General features: G+C 39.3%; 18 protein-coding genes and 2 pseudogenes. 18 read left to right on the forward strand and 2 right to left on the reverse strand.

Going from position 1 to position 18,414, the window contains the following annotated elements; genetic code table 11:
* The 5 genes and pseudogenes from ACMZ6U_RS00005 to ACMZ6U_RS00025 all read left to right on the forward strand — a co-directional run.
* Positions 1 to 334, forward strand: a pseudogene (locus tag ACMZ6U_RS00005) (phosphopentomutase); the annotation flags it as partial.
* Between the two features lie 10 nt (positions 335 to 344).
* Entirely contained in the window at positions 345 to 752 is a 408-nt protein-coding gene (gene arsC / locus ACMZ6U_RS00010) for an arsenate reductase (glutaredoxin) (protein WP_416105678.1), read from the forward strand.
* Positions 753 to 768: 16 nt separating this feature from the next.
* The gene (locus tag ACMZ6U_RS00015) at positions 769 to 1,578 is read left to right on the forward strand and encodes a purine-nucleoside phosphorylase (RefSeq protein WP_416105679.1); all 810 of its coding nucleotides are present in this window, start codon (positions 769 to 771) and stop codon (positions 1,576 to 1,578) included.
* A 207-nt stretch (positions 1,579 to 1,785) separates the two neighbouring features.
* Complete coding sequence (gene deoD, locus ACMZ6U_RS00020) at positions 1,786 to 2,496, forward strand: purine-nucleoside phosphorylase (RefSeq protein WP_416105680.1); 711 nt, start codon at positions 1,786 to 1,788, stop codon at positions 2,494 to 2,496.
* A 1-nt stretch (position 2,497) separates the two neighbouring features.
* Complete coding sequence (locus ACMZ6U_RS00025; protein ID WP_416105681.1) at positions 2,498 to 3,265, forward strand: LytR family transcriptional regulator; 768 nt, start codon at positions 2,498 to 2,500, stop codon at positions 3,263 to 3,265.
* Between the two features lie 7 nt (positions 3,266 to 3,272).
* On the opposite strand, the gene ACMZ6U_RS00030 is transcribed toward ACMZ6U_RS00025, so the two are convergent.
* Positions 3,273 to 4,187, reverse strand: coding sequence for a LysR family transcriptional regulator (locus ACMZ6U_RS00030; RefSeq protein WP_416105682.1), 915 nt, complete (start codon positions 4,185 to 4,187; stop codon positions 3,273 to 3,275).
* Between the two features lie 294 nt (positions 4,188 to 4,481).
* On the opposite strand from ACMZ6U_RS00030, the gene pyrF reads away from it, so the two are divergent.
* The 10 genes and pseudogenes from pyrF to ACMZ6U_RS00080 all read left to right on the forward strand — a co-directional run bounded on the left by pyrF (position 4,482) and on the right by ACMZ6U_RS00080 (position 12,169).
* Positions 4,482 to 5,180 (forward strand): orotidine-5'-phosphate decarboxylase, encoded by a 699-nt coding sequence (pyrF, locus tag ACMZ6U_RS00035; protein WP_416105683.1) that lies wholly within the window; start codon positions 4,482 to 4,484, stop codon positions 5,178 to 5,180.
* Between the two features lie 33 nt (positions 5,181 to 5,213).
* Complete coding sequence (pyrE, locus tag ACMZ6U_RS00040; protein ID WP_416105684.1) at positions 5,214 to 5,843, forward strand: orotate phosphoribosyltransferase; 630 nt, start codon at positions 5,214 to 5,216, stop codon at positions 5,841 to 5,843.
* An 80-nt stretch (positions 5,844 to 5,923) separates the two neighbouring features.
* The gene (locus ACMZ6U_RS00045; RefSeq protein ID WP_416105685.1) at positions 5,924 to 7,366 is read left to right on the forward strand and encodes an amidase; all 1,443 of its coding nucleotides are present in this window, start codon (positions 5,924 to 5,926) and stop codon (positions 7,364 to 7,366) included.
* A 101-nt stretch (positions 7,367 to 7,467) separates the two neighbouring features.
* A complete protein-coding gene (locus ACMZ6U_RS00050) occupies positions 7,468 to 8,334 on the forward strand; it encodes a transporter substrate-binding domain-containing protein (protein ID WP_416105745.1) in 867 nt (288 codons plus the stop codon).
* Positions 8,335 to 8,398: 64 nt separating this feature from the next.
* The gene (locus ACMZ6U_RS00055; protein ID WP_416105686.1) at positions 8,399 to 9,067 is read left to right on the forward strand and encodes an amino acid ABC transporter permease; all 669 of its coding nucleotides are present in this window, start codon (positions 8,399 to 8,401) and stop codon (positions 9,065 to 9,067) included.
* A gap of 87 nt (positions 9,068 to 9,154) precedes the next feature.
* On the forward strand, positions 9,155 to 9,655 hold the full coding sequence (locus ACMZ6U_RS00060) for a YbhB/YbcL family Raf kinase inhibitor-like protein (protein WP_416105687.1): 501 nt from the start codon (positions 9,155 to 9,157) through the stop codon (positions 9,653 to 9,655).
* Between the two features lie 9 nt (positions 9,656 to 9,664).
* Entirely contained in the window at positions 9,665 to 10,318 is a 654-nt protein-coding gene (locus ACMZ6U_RS00065; protein WP_416105688.1) for a uracil-DNA glycosylase, read from the forward strand.
* 13 nt (positions 10,319 to 10,331) lie between these two features.
* Positions 10,332 to 10,505, forward strand: a complete 174-nt coding sequence (locus tag ACMZ6U_RS00070; RefSeq protein WP_416105689.1) for a hypothetical protein — start codon at positions 10,332 to 10,334, stop codon at positions 10,503 to 10,505.
* A gap of 88 nt (positions 10,506 to 10,593) precedes the next feature.
* A pseudogene (locus ACMZ6U_RS00075) lies at positions 10,594 to 10,875 on the forward strand (MazG nucleotide pyrophosphohydrolase domain-containing protein); the annotation flags it as partial.
* A 25-nt stretch (positions 10,876 to 10,900) separates the two neighbouring features.
* On the forward strand, positions 10,901 to 12,169 hold the full coding sequence (locus ACMZ6U_RS00080; protein ID WP_416105690.1) for a dihydroorotase: 1,269 nt from the start codon (positions 10,901 to 10,903) through the stop codon (positions 12,167 to 12,169).
* 56 nt (positions 12,170 to 12,225) lie between these two features.
* On the opposite strand, the gene plsY is transcribed toward ACMZ6U_RS00080, so the two are convergent.
* Complete coding sequence (gene plsY / locus ACMZ6U_RS00085; protein WP_416105691.1) at positions 12,226 to 12,861, reverse strand: glycerol-3-phosphate 1-O-acyltransferase PlsY; 636 nt, start codon at positions 12,859 to 12,861, stop codon at positions 12,226 to 12,228.
* A 367-nt stretch (positions 12,862 to 13,228) separates the two neighbouring features.
* Here plsY and parE point away from each other — a divergent pair, with 367 nt between their 5' ends.
* The 3 genes from parE (at position 13,229) to parC (ending at position 18,399) form a co-directional block, all read left to right on the forward strand.
* A complete protein-coding gene (gene parE, locus ACMZ6U_RS00090) occupies positions 13,229 to 15,178 on the forward strand; it encodes a DNA topoisomerase IV subunit B (RefSeq protein ID WP_416105692.1) in 1,950 nt (649 codons plus the stop codon).
* 38 nt (positions 15,179 to 15,216) lie between these two features.
* A complete protein-coding gene (locus tag ACMZ6U_RS00095; RefSeq protein ID WP_416105693.1) occupies positions 15,217 to 15,645 on the forward strand; it encodes a YkvA family protein in 429 nt (142 codons plus the stop codon).
* Positions 15,646 to 15,939: 294 nt separating this feature from the next.
* On the forward strand, positions 15,940 to 18,399 hold the full coding sequence (parC, locus tag ACMZ6U_RS00100; RefSeq protein ID WP_416105694.1) for a DNA topoisomerase IV subunit A: 2,460 nt from the start codon (positions 15,940 to 15,942) through the stop codon (positions 18,397 to 18,399).
* The last annotated feature ends 15 nt before the right edge of the window (positions 18,400 to 18,414 follow it).

Genomic DNA, 18,414 nt, shown 5'->3' on the forward strand with positions numbered 1-18,414 from the left:
CCTTGTCGATTTCGATGCTCTCTACGGCCATCGTCGTAACGCTCATGGCTACCGTGACTGTCTGGAAGAATTCGATGCCCGCTTGCCTGAGATTACAGAGCTTTTGGGGGACAAAGACTTACTTCTCATCACAGCAGACCACGGCAATGACCCAACCTACGCTGGAACAGACCATACCCGTGAGTACATTCCTCTCTTGGCTTACAGCCCATCCTTTACAGGCAGCGGTGTGATCTCACAAGGACATTTCGCGGATATATCAGCCACCGTAGCGGACAACTTTGGTGTTGATACTGCCATGATTGGGGAGAGTTTCTTAGCTGACTTAAAATAAGAGGTAACCTATGGAAAAGATTATCATTTATCACAATCCAAATTGTGGTACTTCTCGGAATGTCTTGTCTATGATTAGACATGCTGGTATTGAACCAACAGTCATTGAGTATTTAAAAACACCACCTAGTCGTGAGCAGTTGCTTGATTTACTGGATAAGATGGATATCACTCCTAGAGAGCTATTAAGAAAAAATGTTCCTGAATTTGATAAGCATGGCTTATCGGATCAGACGTTATCTGATGAAGTCACTATTGATGCCATGATGGCAGATACTATTTTAATTAACAGACCAATCGTTATGACTAGTAAGGGAACAAAATTATGTCGACCATCTGAGGTATTGCTAGATATTCTTCCGGTTCCTTTACCAAGTCCATTCGTAAAAGAGGATGGCGAAATCATTCACCCTAAATAATAAATAAGGAGATAATATGTCATTATTAGAGAAAGTTAGAGTTACACAATCATTCCTAGAAAGTAAAGGAATTCAATCACCAGAATTTGGCTTGATTTTGGGGTCGGGTCTTGGAGAATTGGCAGAAGAAATCGATAAGGCAATCGTTGTCGATTACGCTGATATTCCCAATTGGGGGCAATCAACAGTTGTTGGCCATGCTGGGAAATTAGTATATGGTGAATTAGCTGGACGTAAAGTTTTAGCACTTCAAGGACGTTTCCACTTCTACGAGGGAAATCCTATGGAAACAGTCACTTTCCCTGTTCGTGTCATGAAAGCATTAGGTTGTGAAGGGGTTCTTGTGACAAATGCAGCAGGAGGTATTGGGTACGGTCCGGGTACCTTAATGGCTATCAATGACCATATTAATCTGACAGGAACAAATCCTCTTATTGGTGACAATTTAGAAGAGTTTGGTCCACGTTTTCCTGATATGTCAGATGCCTATACTAAAGCTTACCGAGAAGTGGCTCATCGGGTCGCTGACAAACAAGGTATCAAGTTGGAAGAAGGGGTTTATATAGGTGTTACGGGCCCTACTTATGAAACACCTGCAGAAATTCGAGCCTTTAAAACAATGGGAGCAGATGCTGTTGGTATGTCAACAGTGCCAGAAGTTATAGTAGCAGCACACTCAGGCATGAAAGTTTTAGGAATTTCAGCAATTACTAATTTTGCAGCTGGTTTCCAATCAGAGTTAAATCATGAAGAGGTCGTAGAGGTTACAACACATATCAAGGAAGATTTTAAAGGTTTGGTCAAAGCCATTTTGCTTGAGTTGTAAGTGATAGGATGGAGGAATGATAAGTTGAATTTTCCTAAACCTGAAAACTTAATCTTGATTGGTATTGGCTTAATGCTACTCGCAGCTATTGTCTATCTTTTTGTTAGACCCTCTCAAAGTATCCTGTTAGCATCTCTCAGTCTATTACTTTTTCTCCTTTATCAAGGCAAACTTAAAAATAAATAACTCAGAAAGGTAATCATTAAAATGAGTATTCATATTTCCGCCACTAAAGGCGATATTGCTGATAAAATTCTTCTTCCAGGAGATCCGCTACGTGCTAAATTTATTGCAGAAAATTTCTTGGAAGATGCGGTTTGTTTTAACGAAGTTCGTAACATGTTTGGATACACTGGAACTTACAAGGGTCAACGTGTTTCTGTTATGGGTACTGGGATGGGGATGCCTTCAATCTCTATCTATGCTCGTGAATTGATTGTTGATTATGGTGTTAAAAAGCTAATTCGTGTTGGTACAGCTGGTTCTATTGATCCAAATGTCCATGTTCGTGAATTGGTTCTTGCCCAAGCAGCAGCGACAAATTCTAATATCATTCGCAATGATTTTCCAGAGTACGATTTTCCACAAATTGCCAATTTCCAATTACTTGATAAGGCTTATCATATCGCTAAAGACTTGGGGCTAACAACACATGTTGGTAATGTCTTGTCTTCTGATGTCTTTTATTCAAACATGCCAGAACGTAATATGAAGCTGGGCGAACTTGGTGTTAAAGCCATTGAAATGGAAGCAGCAGCTCTTTACTACCTTGGAGCACAACATGGTGTTGATACCTTGGCTATCATGACAATTTCTGATAGTTTAGTAAATCCAGACGAGGATACAACAGCTGAGGAACGTCAAAATACCTTTACGGATATGATGAAGGTGGGACTAGAAACACTGATTGCAGATTAATATGAGTATAGATACTGATAAAATTGCTGTTCTCCTCGACTTATATGCCTATCATCAATTGTTAGAAATTTTAGATGAAAACATTAATGATGAAACTTTCTTTTTGTTGGAAAGTTTGAAGGAGCGTCGTGAGTTAAACGTTGCCTATCTGTTCAAGAAAGAAGACGAAAGAAAACAGTGCGAAACGTATTTTAATCATCCATTGCTATCTAATGCTTACGAGGAAGAATTACTAGCTAATTATATTTTTGATTTGGAAGCGAAGTTGCGTAATGGTAAGATTATTGACTTTGTTAGAGCTGTTAGTCCTATTTTGTATCGCTTGTTTTTAAAAGTTCTTGAAAATCAAGTGCCAGAATTAGCCGACTATATCAATAATTCTAAGTCATCTCAATACGATACTTGGAATTTTCATAAGATGCATGCGTCTAGGAATAACATAATCACTTCTTATGTTTCTGAAAAACGCGATGGCAAGGTAACCTCCAGTAGTTTATCAGAGTTAATTCAGTATACTGATTTGGATGAGAGAATCAAAAAGACAGTTTCTGAATTAAGAGAATTTGAAAAATCTGTTCGAAATCCTTTAGCGCATTTAATACTCCCTTTTGATGAGGAAGAGTTACATCGAACCACCGGTTTCTCATCACAAATCTTTTTAGCTAAAATTATTGATTTAGCTAGGAATTGTGGTGTGGTTTATGATCGAGAAAACTTTTATTTTGATCAAATGAATAGTCTTATATTAAGAGAATTAAAAAATGATTGACCAAATGTCAATCATTTTTTTTGAATTGTACCTCTTCAAGTAAATAGTCGATGAATTTTTCACCCATTTTGGAGAGGTTAGCTTTTTCGTGTTTTAGATAAACAATATCAATTTGGTCGTCAACATCTAAGGGGATTGATACGATGTTATCACCGTTGAGTTTACTATTTAATACTCCCGTAGCAATCGTATAGCCATCAAGGCCAATCATTAGATTGAAGAGGGTTGCTCGGTCTGATACTACAATGGATTTAGGGTGAGGAATTTGAGCCATTATTTCTTCAGAAAAGTAGAAAGAGTTGTGAACTCCTTGGTCATAACTGAGGTAAGGGAAGTCCACTAAATCTTCTAATTGGATAATCTCTTTGTTTGCCAGTGGATTATCTTTGCTAACAAAAATATGTGGTTGTGTTGAGAAGAGACTGGTTGCTACCAAGTGACTATCATCGAACATTTTGGTTAAGACATCTCTATTGTAGCTATTGAGGAAAAGAACACCAATTTCAGAGCGAAAGTTTTTAACGTCATCAATGATTTCATAAGTTCTGGTTTCACGTAAGAAAAGTTCGTACTTGGTCATATCAGTTTTATTTAATAGTGACACAAAGGCGTTGACAACGAAAGCATAATGTTGAGATGATACGCTAAAAAGTTCCCTTTGGGCTGTCGGATTTTTATAACGTTCTTCGAGAAGATCGGTTTGCTCAATGACTTGTCTAGCATAAGAGAGAAATTCTACGCCATCCTTAGTCAAAGTGATTCCTTTAGGATTGCGAATGAAAATCGTAATTCCCATCTCTTGCTCTAAGTCACGAACAGCATTGGAAAGGCTAGGCTGAGTAATATAGAGTTGTTTAGCTGCCTCATTCATTGAGCCAGTTTCTACAATCTTAATGATGTATTGTAATTGTTGAATTCGCATAAAGTCATTGTAACACAAAGCAGATTGAAAGATAAGTTAATTTCAAAAATTCTCATCAAAAATCTCAAAAAGACAGATTTTATTTTGACATCCCTTTAAGAATTGGCTATAATGAATGCAACTAAATCACCTTTAACTAAGTCCAGAGAGGCATAGAAGGTTGTGGTCTGCGGGCCACTTTCGGAATAAGATGATCGGATTCTTTATAAGAACTGGTCTAAAAGGGATTGATCCTTGTTTTCGTAAAGCCTTGCCAGATCTGGTAAGGCTTTTATCTTGCAAAGGAGACAGTAATTGTTTGAAACGAGACCCATCATTGCCCTTGATTTTCCTGATTTTGATAGTGTCAAAGTTTTTCTCGAGAGGTTTCCAAAAGGAGAAAATCTCTATGTCAAAATAGGAATGGAACTCTATTATGCTTGTGGCGCTGAGATTGTTTCCTATGTTACATCCTTGGGACATAGTGTATTTCTGGATTTGAAGCTACATGACATACCTAATACCGTTGAGTCAGCCATGAGAGTTTTAGCCAAGCTAGGCGTTGATATGACTAATGTACACGCAGCTGGTGGTGTTGAGATGATGTCTGCAGCCAAACGTGGTTTCGGTGACCAGGGAGTTCTCATTGCTGTGACGCAGTTAACGTCAACTAGTCAAGAGCAGATGCAAGACAACCAGAATATCCAAACTACTATACAAGAGTCTGTTAAACATTACGCAAGCAAAGCAGCAGAAGCTGGCTTGGATGGTGTGGTATGCTCAGCACATGAAGTGATTTCCATCAAGGACGCCACATCATCTAACTTTGTCTGTTTGACACCTGGAATTCGTCTAGCTGGTTCAGAAATTGGCGACCAAAAGCGCGTGATGACTCCGAGCCAAGCTAAGGCTGCTGGTTCAGATTATATTGTTGTTGGAAGACCGATAACACAGGCTCAAGACCCCTATCAAGCTTATCAAGCGATTAAGTCTGATTGGAATGCTGCATTATAAAAAATGATGATAAAAACTTAAAAGGAGACTATTATGACACTTGCGACACAAATTGCATCTGATTTATTAGACATTAAAGCTGTTTACCTACAACCTGAAGAGCCTTTCACTTGGGCATCTGGTATCAAATCGCCTATTTATACGGATAATCGCATCACGCTTTCCTATCCTGAAACACGTTCTTTGATCGAAAATGGCTTTGTAGAAGTGATTAGGGAGCATTTTCCTGAAGTAGAAGTGATTGCTGGTACAGCAACTGCAGGAATTCCTCATGGGGCCATCATTGCGGAAAAGATGAATTTACCATTTTCTTATATTCGTTCAAAACCTAAAAATCACGGTGCTGGAAACCAGATTGAAGGGCGCGTGATTAAAGGGCAAAAGATGGTTATTATTGAGGATTTGATTTCCACTGGTGGTTCTGTTTTAGAGGCCGTCAAAGCTGCCCAGGCTGTAGGTATTGATGTTTTGGGTGTGGTTGCTATCTTCACTTATGAATTGCCTAAGGCTCAAGCTAACTTTGAAGAAGCTAATGTCAAACTAGTGACCCTCTCAAACTACAGCGAATTAATAAAGGTTGCCAAAGTTCAAGGCTATATCAATGCTGATGGCTTGATGCTCTTAAAAAAATTCAAGGAAGACCAAGAAAACTGGCAACATTAGACGGTTGAGAAGCTTAGTTAGTCAGCTTCTTTTTGGTATAATACTCATCAACAAGGCTGTTTATATAGAAAGAGGTCAGGATGTTTAAAGACGCAACAGATATGGCAGAAGCGGTTTGCTCAGGTCAGGTGTCTCCCAAAGAATTGGTCTTAGAGACAATTGCAAAGGCAGAAAGAGAAAATAGACGACTGAATGCTATCACTAGTACGCGCTATGAGAAGGCTCTTTTGGAAGCCGAAGAAGGTAATTTTACTGGAAAACCATTTGCAGGAGTTCCGATTTTCTTAAAAGACTTGGGTCAAGAGCAAGTTGGAGAATTATCAACCTCTGGTTCAAGCTTATTTGCCAATTACCGTGTCAAGCAGTCGGATAATTATGTTAAACGATTGGAATCTCTTGGTTTTATCGTTTTAGGACGAACTAACACACCAGAGTTTGGTTTCAAAAATACGTCCGACAGTCAACTTCATGGGCCGGTTAACCTTCCTGATGATGTCACACGCAATGCGGGTGGCTCGTCTGGTGGTGCTGCGGCACTTGTGGCTTCGGATGTTAGTCCTATTGCCGGGGCAAGTGATGGTGGCGGTTCTATTCGGATTCCGGCTTCTTTTAACGGCTTGATCGGTCTCAAACCAACGCGAGGTCGTATTCCAGTTGGACCAGGTTCCTATCGTGGTTGGCAAGGTGCCTCAGTTAATTTTGCCTTAACTAAAACGATCAGAGATACAAAAACTCTTTTAGAGCAGTTTCAAATCTGCCAGATGGAAAGCCCCTTTGTCTTACCTAGGCTGACTCATGAGGATTTGTTTGAAAAATCCTTAAAACCTTTGAGAGTAGCGCTGCAATTGACGTCTCCGATAGGTGGACAAGTATCGGATGAAGCTATCAGTGCTGTAAAAAAAGCTGCGCAATTCTTGGAGATAGAAGGACATGAGATTATTGTTTTAGATAAGCTACCACTAGATGGTATTGAAGCCATGAAGTCTTACTACATTATGAATTCTGTTGAAACAGCAGCTATGTTTGATGGGATTGAAGCCAGCATAGGACGCCAAATGACACAAGCTGACATGGAAGTCATGAGCTGGGCCATCTATCGAAGCGGACAAAAGATTCCAGCTAAGACCTATTCAAGAAGCTTGTCACAATGGGACCAGTATAGTCGAATCATGTATGATTTTCATCGAAGCTATGATATTCTCTTGTCACCAACGGTTGCCGAGGTAGCCCCAAAACATGGTCAGTTTGATCTATCAGACCAGTTGAAAGATAAGCTAAAACACATGGATGACTTTAATCAGAAAGAGCAGCAAGACCTCATTTGGCAGATGTTTGAGCATAGTTTGGATTGGACACCATTTACGCAACAAGCTAATCTAACTGGACAGCCATCAATTAGTTTGCCAGTTTACCGTACTGAGGAAGGTTTGTCTATAGGTGTTCAAGTGACAGCAGCCAAAGGAAGAGAAGATTTGCTCTTACAAATTGGTGAATTATTTGAAAATAAGAATCAGTTTAGGTGATATTTTTCAAGAAAAATAACTTGAAATAAGCAAAAAAATACAGTAAACTATAATAGTAAGCACTTTCAGTCTTATAAAAAAATTAAAAGGATGATATGATGATTAAGAAACTTACTACACTTGTATCACTAGGTTTGGCTGCGACCTTGATAGCAGCTTGTTCAAATGATAAAGCTAGCCAAAATGAGTCTAGTTGGGACAAAGTTAAAAAAGCTGGCGTATTAGAAGTTGCGACGCCTGGAACGCTCTATCCAACGTCATATTATGACGATAATAAAAAACTTATCGGCTATGAAATAGATATGATGAATGAGATTGGTAAACGTCTTGATATCAAGGTGAATTATCAAGAAATTGGAGTAGCTGAAGCCTTTACCTCTGTTGATAGCGGGAAAGTTGATGTTGCTGTCAATAATTTTGATACGACACCAGAGCGCCTTGAAAAATATAATTTCTCGATTCCGTACAAGTATTCTGTTGGTGGAATGATTGTTCGCGAAGATGGTTCTTCTGATATCAAAGCCAAAGATCTATCTGACTGGAAAGGCAAAAAAGCTGGTGGTGGCGCTGGAACTCAGTATATGAAAATTGCTGAAAAACAAGGTGCTGAGCCTGTTATCTATGATAATGTTACTAACGATGTTTATCTTCGTGATGTATCAACAGGACGTACAGATTTCATTCCAAACGATTACTATACTCAAAAAGTAGCTGTTAAGTTTGTTACTAAACAATACCCTGATATTAAAGTTAAAGTTGGAGATGTCAAATACAATCCAACAGAACAAGGGATTGTTATGAGTAAAAAAGATAAATCTCTTAAGAAGAAACTTGATGGTGTGATCAAAGAGATGAAAGAAGATGGTACGCTCAAGAAGATTTCTGAGAAATATTACGCTGGTCAAGACCTAACAGAACCAGAAAAGGGAACTGAAGATTTACCAACGATTGATGTTTCTAATAAATAAGAAAAATGATTTGAAGACTGGGAGATAACTCGGTCTTCTCTTTTAATAATAACTGGGAGAATTTATGTCAATTAACTGGCAAGCATTATTTAATCTGGATTTAGCTATTGAAGCGATCCCTGTCATTTTAGAAGGGCTTCCTTATACCCTCGCCCTATCTTTAATCGGTTTTTTCTTGGGAACAATTCTAGGATTTTTTGTTGCCCTTTGTCGGATGTCACACCTTTGGCCCTTGAGATGGTTGGCAGCAAGTCATGTCTCACTCATGCGAGGAATTCCCCTTATGGTCTTACTTTTCTTTATCTATTTTGGTTTACCATTTATGGGGATTGAGCTTGATGCTATAGCAGCAACCATCATTACCTTTACTTTCATGTCTAGTGCCTACATTTCGGAAATCATCCGTTCTTCAATCGCAGCAGTAGATAATGGTCAGTGGGAAGCAGCGCGTTCTTTGGGCCTTAGAACACCAATTATTTATCGCAAAGTTATTATTCCTCAGGCTATTCGTATCGCTTTACCTCCTCTTAGCAATGTCCTTTTAGATATGGTCAAAAGCACAGCATTAACAGCCATGATTACTGTTCCAGAGATGTTTAACAAAGCTAAAATCATCGGTGGTGCCAAGTCAGACTATATGACCGTCTATATCGTAGTTGCCCTCATGTACTGGGTGATTTGTACCCTATACGCTATTGGACAAGACAAGATGGAAAAACATTTGGCATTTTAAGGTTACAATAAGGTTTGGATATCTTTCCAGGCCTTATTTTTCTTGCCATTATGATAAAATAGAAGTCAGAAAGTTGAGGTGCCTGTGATGAATATTCAACATCATTTTGAAAACAATATTCTGCCAGATTTGTATAGTAAATACACTGATAATCCAGTGGATGGTTTCTCAGTGACATCATTTCCATTCGAGATTACTACTCTACCTGAGAATACTGTTAGCCTAGCTTGGAGTTTTACAGATAGGGATGCTATTCCTGTCTGTGGTTTTGAATACATCCACTGGGTGGTGGCTAATGTGTCACCAAAACGAACACATATTGTTGAAGATTTTGCTAATCAAGATAAAGAACATCTCAAAGGTTCAAATAGCCTGACTAGTAAGTTTATGGCTAAAGATTTTGGTGATTTAACAAAAACTTATATCGGTCCTTGCCCTCCTGAAAAAGATCATCTTTACACCTTAACAGTTTATGCTTTGGATAAGGAACTAGATTTAACAGAAGGTTTCTTCCTCAACGAGCTTCATCATGCTATGAAGGGACATATTTTGGCTCAAACTAGCTATGATTTTGTCGGAAAGGTATAGGAGTGGTGTATGGAACATTCAAAATGGCATGATTTATTAAAAAAACAGTTACCAGCAGGTTATTTTCCGCAAATCAATCATTTTTTAGATGATGTCTACCGTCAAGGAATAATCTATCCCAAGCGTGAAAATATTTTTAAGGCACTTTCTAAGACAGATTACGATCAGGTAAAAGTGCTTATTCTAGGTCAAGATCCTTATCATGGACCAGGACAAGCTCAAGGTTTATCTTTTTCAGTACCTAATGATATGCCAGCTCCTCCATCTTTACAAAATATTTTGAAAGAACTGGCTGATGATATTGGGCTAAGAGCCCACCATGATTTAACGCCTTGGGCCAAAGAAGGTGTCCTGCTTTTAAATGCCTGCTTAACTGTACCTTCAGGGCGAGCAAATGGTCATGCTAATCTGATTTGGGAGCCATTTACAGACGCGGTTATTTCCTTACTTGACCAGAGAGAAGAACCACTTGTTTTTATCCTTTGGGGAGCCTATGCTCGCAAGAAAAAGACATTGATCAAAAATTCTAAGCATCTCATTCTTGAATCGCCACATCCCAGTCCTCTTTCAAGTTACCGTGGTTTTTTTGGTAGTAAACCTTTTTCTAAAACCAACCAGTTTTTAGAAGAGCATCACCAACAGCCTATCAATTGGTTGCAATAGAAGAGGAAATCTTATGTTAAACATTACTGATATTCAGAAGGTTCACGAAAGCTTTACAGGACCTGATTTTCCAAAATTGATTCAAAGATTTAAGGAAATGGGTATGGTAGCCAATACAGTCTCTCTTGAGAAAGGACTGGTAACTTATACCAATTTGGTAGGCGATTCTGTTCAACAAACAGGCTAACGAGTTCACACCTTAATTGTACGTCAAGTAGACAAGGAACAAGCTCAAGCTGATTTGAAAGCTCATCAATCAGGTCAGACCACATTATGAACAAGGCTTTTTTATGAAGTTAGTTGAGGAGGTGGGGGGGGAGTTGCTGAAGTGCTCAATAAAAGGGCTAATCGGAAAAGATTAGGTACTGAAAATTTGCAAGAAGAGCTTGGCAAAGAGTTGGCAGACCTTATCCACTATGCTGTCGCTATTGCTACGGTGAATCAAATTGATTTAACCAGTGTCATTATTGAAAAAAGATAGAAGTTCAGCCCTTAAGTACCAGCATGAAGAGAACTTAGAAACATTTTTGTCCAAGCTTCATTCAAATTTGCAATGATTGCAGTAGTTTAAAAGGAGAACCTATGTTACTCATTAAAAACGGTCGTGTTATCGATCCTAAGTCCAAATTGGATCAGATTTGTGATATCTTGATTGATGGTCAGAAGGTTGCCAAAATAGCCAAAGATATTCAAGTAAAAGATGCACAAGTCATTGAGGCTAGTGGTAAAATTGTGGCGCCTGGCTTGGTAGATATTCATGTTCACTTTAGAGAACCAGGACAAACGCATAAAGAAGACATCCATACGGGCGCTAAGGCAGCAGCAGCTGGTGGCTTTACAACGGTTGTTATGATGGCTAATACCAACCCTACTATTTCAACAGTGGAAACCTTGAAAGAGGTTTTAGAATCAGCTGCCAAGGAATCTATTCATGTCAAGTCTAATGCTTCAGCTACTCTGAATTTTGATGGCAAAAATATAACTGACTTTGAAAATCTTCTTAAGGGTGGAGCAGTAGGGATTTCAGACGATGGTATTCCTTTAGAAAATGCTGGTGTTGTCCGTCAAGTTTTCAAAAAAGCTAAAGCCTTAGACGCAGTTGTCGCTCTTCATGAGGAAGATCCAAATCTCAATGATATTTTGGGGCTAAATGAAACGATTGCTAGATCTCATTTTGATTGTGGAGGTGCAAGAGGGGTTGCTGAGTACTCCATGATAGCACGTGATGCCATGATCGCTTATGAAGTAGGTAATAAATTTCATGTACAACATTTGTCTAAAGCGGAATCCGTTAAGGTAATTGCCTTTGTTCAAGGATTGGGGGCTAAGGTAACGGCAGAAGTATCGCCTCAACATTTTTCTAAAACAGAAAGCCTCCTCCTTGAAAAAGGAACTAATGCTAAGATGAATCCCCCTTTGCGCTTGGAAGAAGACCGTCTAGCTGTCATTGAAGGGCTGACATCAGGTGTCATTTCAATCATTGCGACTGACCATGCTCCGCATCATAAAGATGAAAAAAATGTAGACGATGTCACTAAAGCTCCTTCTGGAATGACTGGTCTAGAAACCTCTCTTTCTCTTGGTCTGACTTACTTGGTCGAACCGGGACATCTGACATTGTCAGATGTCTTAGCAAAAATGACAATTAATCCTGCTAAACTTTATGGTTTTGATGCAGGTTACTTAGCAGAAAACGGGCCGGCAGATTTAGTGATTTTTTCTGAAGAAGATCGAACGATTACTGAAGATTTTAAATCTAAAGCTCCTAATTCCCCCTTTATTGGAGAGATACTAAAAGGTAAAATTATCTATACCATCTGTAATGGGCAAATCGTTTATCAAGATAATTAACAGTTAACTCTAAAAAACCTCCTTGTTACTTGATTTCTGACAAGGAGGTTATTTCTTTATTTAGGTTTTTGCTTGGTAATATTTAGTCCAAATGGAACAAGGTTTTCTTTCTTAGCCTTGATACGTTTGATATTATCTTGGTGACGATAGACAATCACACCTGCCATGGCTAAAACAACCAGAGTAAACAAGGGGTCATAATCCTTTAGAATAAAATCAAAAATAGGAAAGAGCAAGGCGCTTGCGGCCGCAATGAGGGCTACTGTGATACTAGTAAAGGAAATCATACTAGACAGTAAGAGTGTCCCAATAAAAACGATAAGAAGATATAAAAGGAAGATAGGAGCAAAACCAAGTAAGACACCCGCACTAGTTGCAACGGCTTTGCCACCTTTAAACTGGGCAAAAATCGGATAAGTGTGGCCGATTATAGCAAAGAAACCAACGAGGAGAGGCGAAATAGAACTGCTAAACCAAATAGCTAAAAGAACAGCTAAGGTTCCTTTTAATAAATCAACAGCAAGTGTGACAATACCTGCTTTTATTCCTAAAATACGGAAAGTATTGGTTGTGCCCATATTGCCAGAACCAAAATCACGCAAATTGATCTGGTAAAAATATTTACCAATCCAAAGTCCAGTAGGAATAGACCCTAAGAAGTAGGCGATTAATACAAGTAAAATTGTTTTCATATACCCATTATAGCATAGCAGTCAAAACGAACAAACTTATTTTTAAGATTAATCTCTAAAATCGGATCGCCGACAATGTTTTGAGTTTTGACATCATAAGCACATACCCGAAAACATGTTAATCAAAAAACTGTTAAACCATGAAATCATAATGGGGTAAACGCACCTATCACGATGGAAAGGTTCTGATTAGAACGAGCTTCGTTTTCTTGGCATCATTCATTAAGTCTTGGAGGGGGGATAAAGTAACATCAGCATTGCAAATAATTTTCCCCATATGCCATTTTAAAAAGAATATCTTAAATTTTTTTGCAAATTTTTTAGAAAACTTGTAATATAGGAAAGATGAAACTATTTGGAGGCTATTTTGGCTAAAAAAGAAATTAATATAAACAATTACGGCGATGACGCCATTCAAGTTTTAGAAGGGTTGGATGCGGTTCGTAAACGTCCTGGTATGTATATCGGGTCGACCGATGCGACAGGTCTCCATCACTTGGTTTGGGAAATCGTTGATAATGCTGTCGACGAAGCTCTCTCAGGATTCGGGGAAAAAATTTCAGTAACACTGAACAAAAATGGTTCCGTTAGTGTTGCGGATAATGGTCGCGGTATGCCAACAGGGAAACACGCCATGGGGATTCCAACCGTTCAAGTTATTTTCACGGTTCTCCATGCCGGTGGTAAGTTTGGTCAAGGTGGCTATAAAACATCAGGTGGGCTACACGGGGTTGGCTCTTCCGTCGTCAATGCCCTTTCTTCTTGGCTCGAAGTTGAAATTACCCGTGATGGAGCTGTTTATAAACAACGTTTTGAAAATGGTGGTAAGCCAGTCACAACCTTGAAAAAAATTGGCACGGCTCCCAAGTCTAAGACAGGGACAACCGTTACCTTTATGCCAGATGCTAGCATCTTTTCAACGACAGATTTTCGATTTAATACCATCTCAGATCGCCTCAAAGAGTCTGCCTTTCTCTTAAAGAATGTGACAATGACTCTTACTGATCTTCGTCCAGAAGAAGAGATTCACGAAGAGTTCCATTACGAAAACGGTGTAGAGGATTTTGTTGCCTACCTCAATGAAGACAAGGAAACCTTGACACCGATTATCTCTATTGAAGGAAGGGATCAGGATTTCCAAGTGGCTATTGCCATGCAGTACAACGATGGTTTTTCAGATAACATCCTTTCTTTTGTCAATAATGTCCGCACTAAAGACGGTGGAACACATGAGACAGGACTAAAGTCAGCTATTACCAAAGCGATGAATGACTATGCCCGTAAAACAGGATTACTAAAAGAAAAGGATAAAAACTTAGAAGGGTCTGATTATCGTGAAGGACTATCGGCAGTATTGTCCATCCTAGTTCCTGAAGAACACCTTCAGTTTGAAGGGCAAACTAAGGACAAGCTTGGTTCACCTTTAGCTCGACCAGTCGTTGATGGGATTGTCTCTGAAAAGTTGACTTATTTTCTTCTGGAGAATGGCGAAGTAGCCTCAAACCTTATTCGTAAAGCCATCCGTGCTAGGGACGCCCGTGAAGCAGCTCGAAAAGCGCGTGATGAAAGCCGCAATGGCAAAAAGAACAAGAAGGACAAGGGGCTTCTATCAGGTAAATTGACTCCAGCACAGTCTAAAAATGCTAAGAAAAATGAACTGTATCTCGTCGAAGGGGATTCAGCCGGCGGTTCTGCCAAACAGGGACGTGACCGAAAATTCCAAGCTATTTTGCCGCTTCGTGGTAAGGTCTTGAATACTGAAAAAGCTAAAATGACTGATATCCTCAAAAACGAGGAAATCAATACTATGATTCATACGATTGGTGCAGGTGTGGGGGCTGATTTTAGCTTGGATGATATCAACTATGATAAAATTATCATCATGACCGATGCCGATACTGATGGTGCCCACATTCAAACACTTCTTTTGACCTTCTTTTATCGTTATATGAGACCGTTAGTAGAAGCAGGGCATGTCTTTATCGCTCTTCCTCCGCTCTATAAGATGTCTAAAGGTAAAGGTAAAAAAGAAGTGGTAGAGTATGCGTGGAGTGATGGCGAACTTGAAGAACTGCGTCAAAAATTTGGTAAAGGTTCGCTCTTGCAACGTTATAAAGGTCTTGGTGAAATGAATGCTGACCAGCTTTGGGAAACTACTATGAATCCCGAAACACGTACTCTTATCAAGGTCACCATTGATGATTTGGCACGTGCTGAACGTCGTGTCTCAGTTCTTATGGGAGACAAGGCTGCTCCACGTCGCCAATGGATTGAAGACAATGTCAAGTTTACTTTGGAAGAAAGTACAGTATTTTAACTAAACTGAGTGACAAAAGAAATAGAATAAGAGGTGATATGATGAAACTAAACAAATCATTTAATAAACAACAAGCACTTGAAGAATTGCAAAGCCGTTATCAGAAGGCTGATGCCCTATTAAGAGATGATGCTAAAATGGAACCTTTTCTTGAAAAACTAGAAAAGAAACTAAAATGGATTCCTTTTGTTCGTCAAGAACTCAAAATGATTCCTATCTTAATCAGTATGGTTCGTAGCTATTGGAAAAAGGATTACACTCGTGTTCCTAGAAGAACCATGTTAGCCATCGTTAGTGCTCTTATCTATTTCCTATCTCCAATTGACGTTATTCCAGACTGGATTCCAGTATTAGGTCAAATGGATGACGCTCTTGTTGTAGCGACTTGCTGGAAGTTAGCTAATAAAGATGTTGAAGACTACCGTCAGTGGCAGAAAGAGCGGAAGAAACAGCAGCTGACTAAATAGTTTATTTTAGTTGTGGACAGATGCTGTCTTTCTCATTGAAATGGACGATAAGGCTCTTCTGAATCACTTACAGATGAGTCAATTTAGCCACTTTTGATGAAAGTGCCAAGAAACCAAAATAACAAAGGAATATTCCTTTACATACGAAGAAACAAGAAAGGACTGTTAGTTAGTCTTTCTAACTGAACACGCCCTGAAGGCTGTGTCAAGAAGATAAATCGTTTAGAAAATCAGGATTTTCTGCCGATTTCCTTTTTTGACTGTGCCTTTTTAAGGGGCTTTGTATCTTAATTTATGAGCAATATTCAAAACATGTCCCTTGAGGACATTATGGGAGAGCGCTTTGGTCGCTACTCCAAATACATCATTCAAGAACGTGCCTTACCGGATATTCGTGATGGTTTGAAACCCGTCCAACGACGTATTCTTTATTCCATGAATAAGGATGTCAATACCTTTGATAAGGGGTTTCGTAAATCGGCAAAGTCTGTCGGTAATATCATGGGGAATTATCATCCACACGGGGATAGTTCTATTTATGATGCCATGGTCCGTATGTCTCAGGATTGGAAAAACCGTGAAATTTTAGTTGAAATGCACGGAAATAACGGTTCTATGGATGGTGACCCTCCTGCGGCAATGCGTTATACAGAAGCTAGACTATCGGAAATAGCTGGTCATCTTCTGCGTGATATCGAGAAAAAAACAGTCCCTTGGGCATGGAACTTTGACGATACTGAAAAAGAACCGACCGTCCTACCAGCTGCCTTTCCAAACCTCTTGGTCAATGGGGCAACAGGTATTTCAGCTGGTTATGCCACCGATATTCCACCTCATAACTTATCAGAAGTTATTGATGCTGTGGTTTATATGATTGACCACCCATCGGCTAAATTGGATAAATTGATGGCATTTCTCCCTGGACCTGATTTTCCAACGGGAGCCATTATCCAAGGTAAGGATGACATTCGCAAGGCCTATGAGACGGGTAAAGGACGTGTCGTTGTTCGTTCACGTACGGAAATTGAAACCCTTCGTGGCGGTAAAGAACAAATCATTATTACTGAAATTCCTTACGAAATCAATAAGGCAGTTTTGGTCAAGAAAATTGATGACGTCCGTGTCAATAATAAAGTACCTGGTATTTCTGAAGTTCGTGATGAGTCTGACCGTGAGGGTTTGCGCATTGCTATTGAACTCAAAAAAGATGCCGATACTCAAACCATCTTGAATTACCTCTTCAAATATACCGATTTGCAGGTTAATTATAATTTCAATATGGTAGCCATTGACAACTACACACCCAAACAAGTTGGTCTCAAAAAAATCTTGTCCAGCTACATTGCCCATCGTCGTGATGTCATCGTTGCTCGTTCTAAGTTTGATAAGGAAAAAGCGGAAAAACGCCTTCATATTGTAGAAGGACTAATACGTGTTATATCTATTTTAGATGACGTGATTGCCCTTATCCGTGCTTCAGAAAACAAGTCTGATGCCAAAGAAAATCTCAAAGTATCCTACGAATTTTCTGAAGAACAGGCAGAAGCCATTGTGACCTTGCAACTTTATCGTCTGACCAACACGGACATTGTGACCTTGCAAAATGAGGAAGCCGAATTGCGTGAGCTAATTGCTACCTTAGCAGCAATCATCGGTGATGAAAGAACCATGTATAATGTTATGAAGCGTGAGTTACGTGACATTAAAAAACAATTTGGTAATCCACGTCGCTCGGACCTCGAAGCAGAAGCTGTTGCTATTGAAATTGATACGGCTAGTCTGATTGTTGAAGAAGAAACCTTTGTTAGTGTTACACGTGGTGGTTACATCAAGCGAACTAGCCCCCGCTCTTTCAATGCTTCAACAATAGAAGAGCTAGGTAAACGTGATGATGATGAACTCATTTTCCATACCCAGGCTAAAACAACTCAACACCTATTGATTTTCACCAACAAAGGGAATGTCATTTATCGACCTGTCCATGAATTAACAGATATCCGTTGGAAGGACATCGGAGAGCATCTTTCTCAAAATATTACTAATATCAGTAATGATGAAGAAGTGATCTATGCTGAAATTCTAGATGATTTTGAATCTGGTATTTATATGGCTGCTACTCAAAAAGGGCAAATTAAACGCCTCGAACGAAAAGAATTATCGCCATGGCGTACTTATCGAACGAAATCGGTTAAATTTGCTAAGCTAAAAAGTGACACCGATCAAGTCGTGACAGTCACGCCGATTAACCTAGAAGACATTATGGTTATCACGCATAAGGGCTATGCTTTGCATTTTAGTGTGGAAGAAGTACCAGTTGTTGGTCCTAAGGCAGCAGGAGTTAAGGCTATTAACCTTAAAGATGATGATGATATCCTAAATGTCTTCTTGATCAATACATTAAGTTTCTATCTCCTTACTCAGAGAGGAAGCCTCAAGCGTATGAAGACAGCTGATATTCCACTCAGCAAACGTGCCGGTCGCGGATTACAAGTCCTTCGGGAATTAAAATCAAAACCACACCGTGTCTTCCAAGCAGGACCTGTTTATGCTTCAGACGGTAATTTCGGAGGAGAAATAGACCTCTTCACAGAGCCGATTGAAACAAAACGAGTTACTCTAGAGATTATTTCAAATACTGGAGAAAAAGTTGAAATGGATTTGGCAGTCTTGCCACTTTCAGAAAGAACAAGCAATGGCTCATTTGTGTCTGATATGATTTCAGATCAAGGTGTTTTTTCAGCAAAGATACTTTAAATTGACATTTGAAGC

Origin of the sequence: Streptococcus pluranimalium (assembly GCF_047785745.1) — a bacterium.
GTDB classification, from domain to species: Bacteria; Bacillota; Bacilli; order Lactobacillales; family Streptococcaceae; genus Streptococcus; species Streptococcus pluranimalium_B.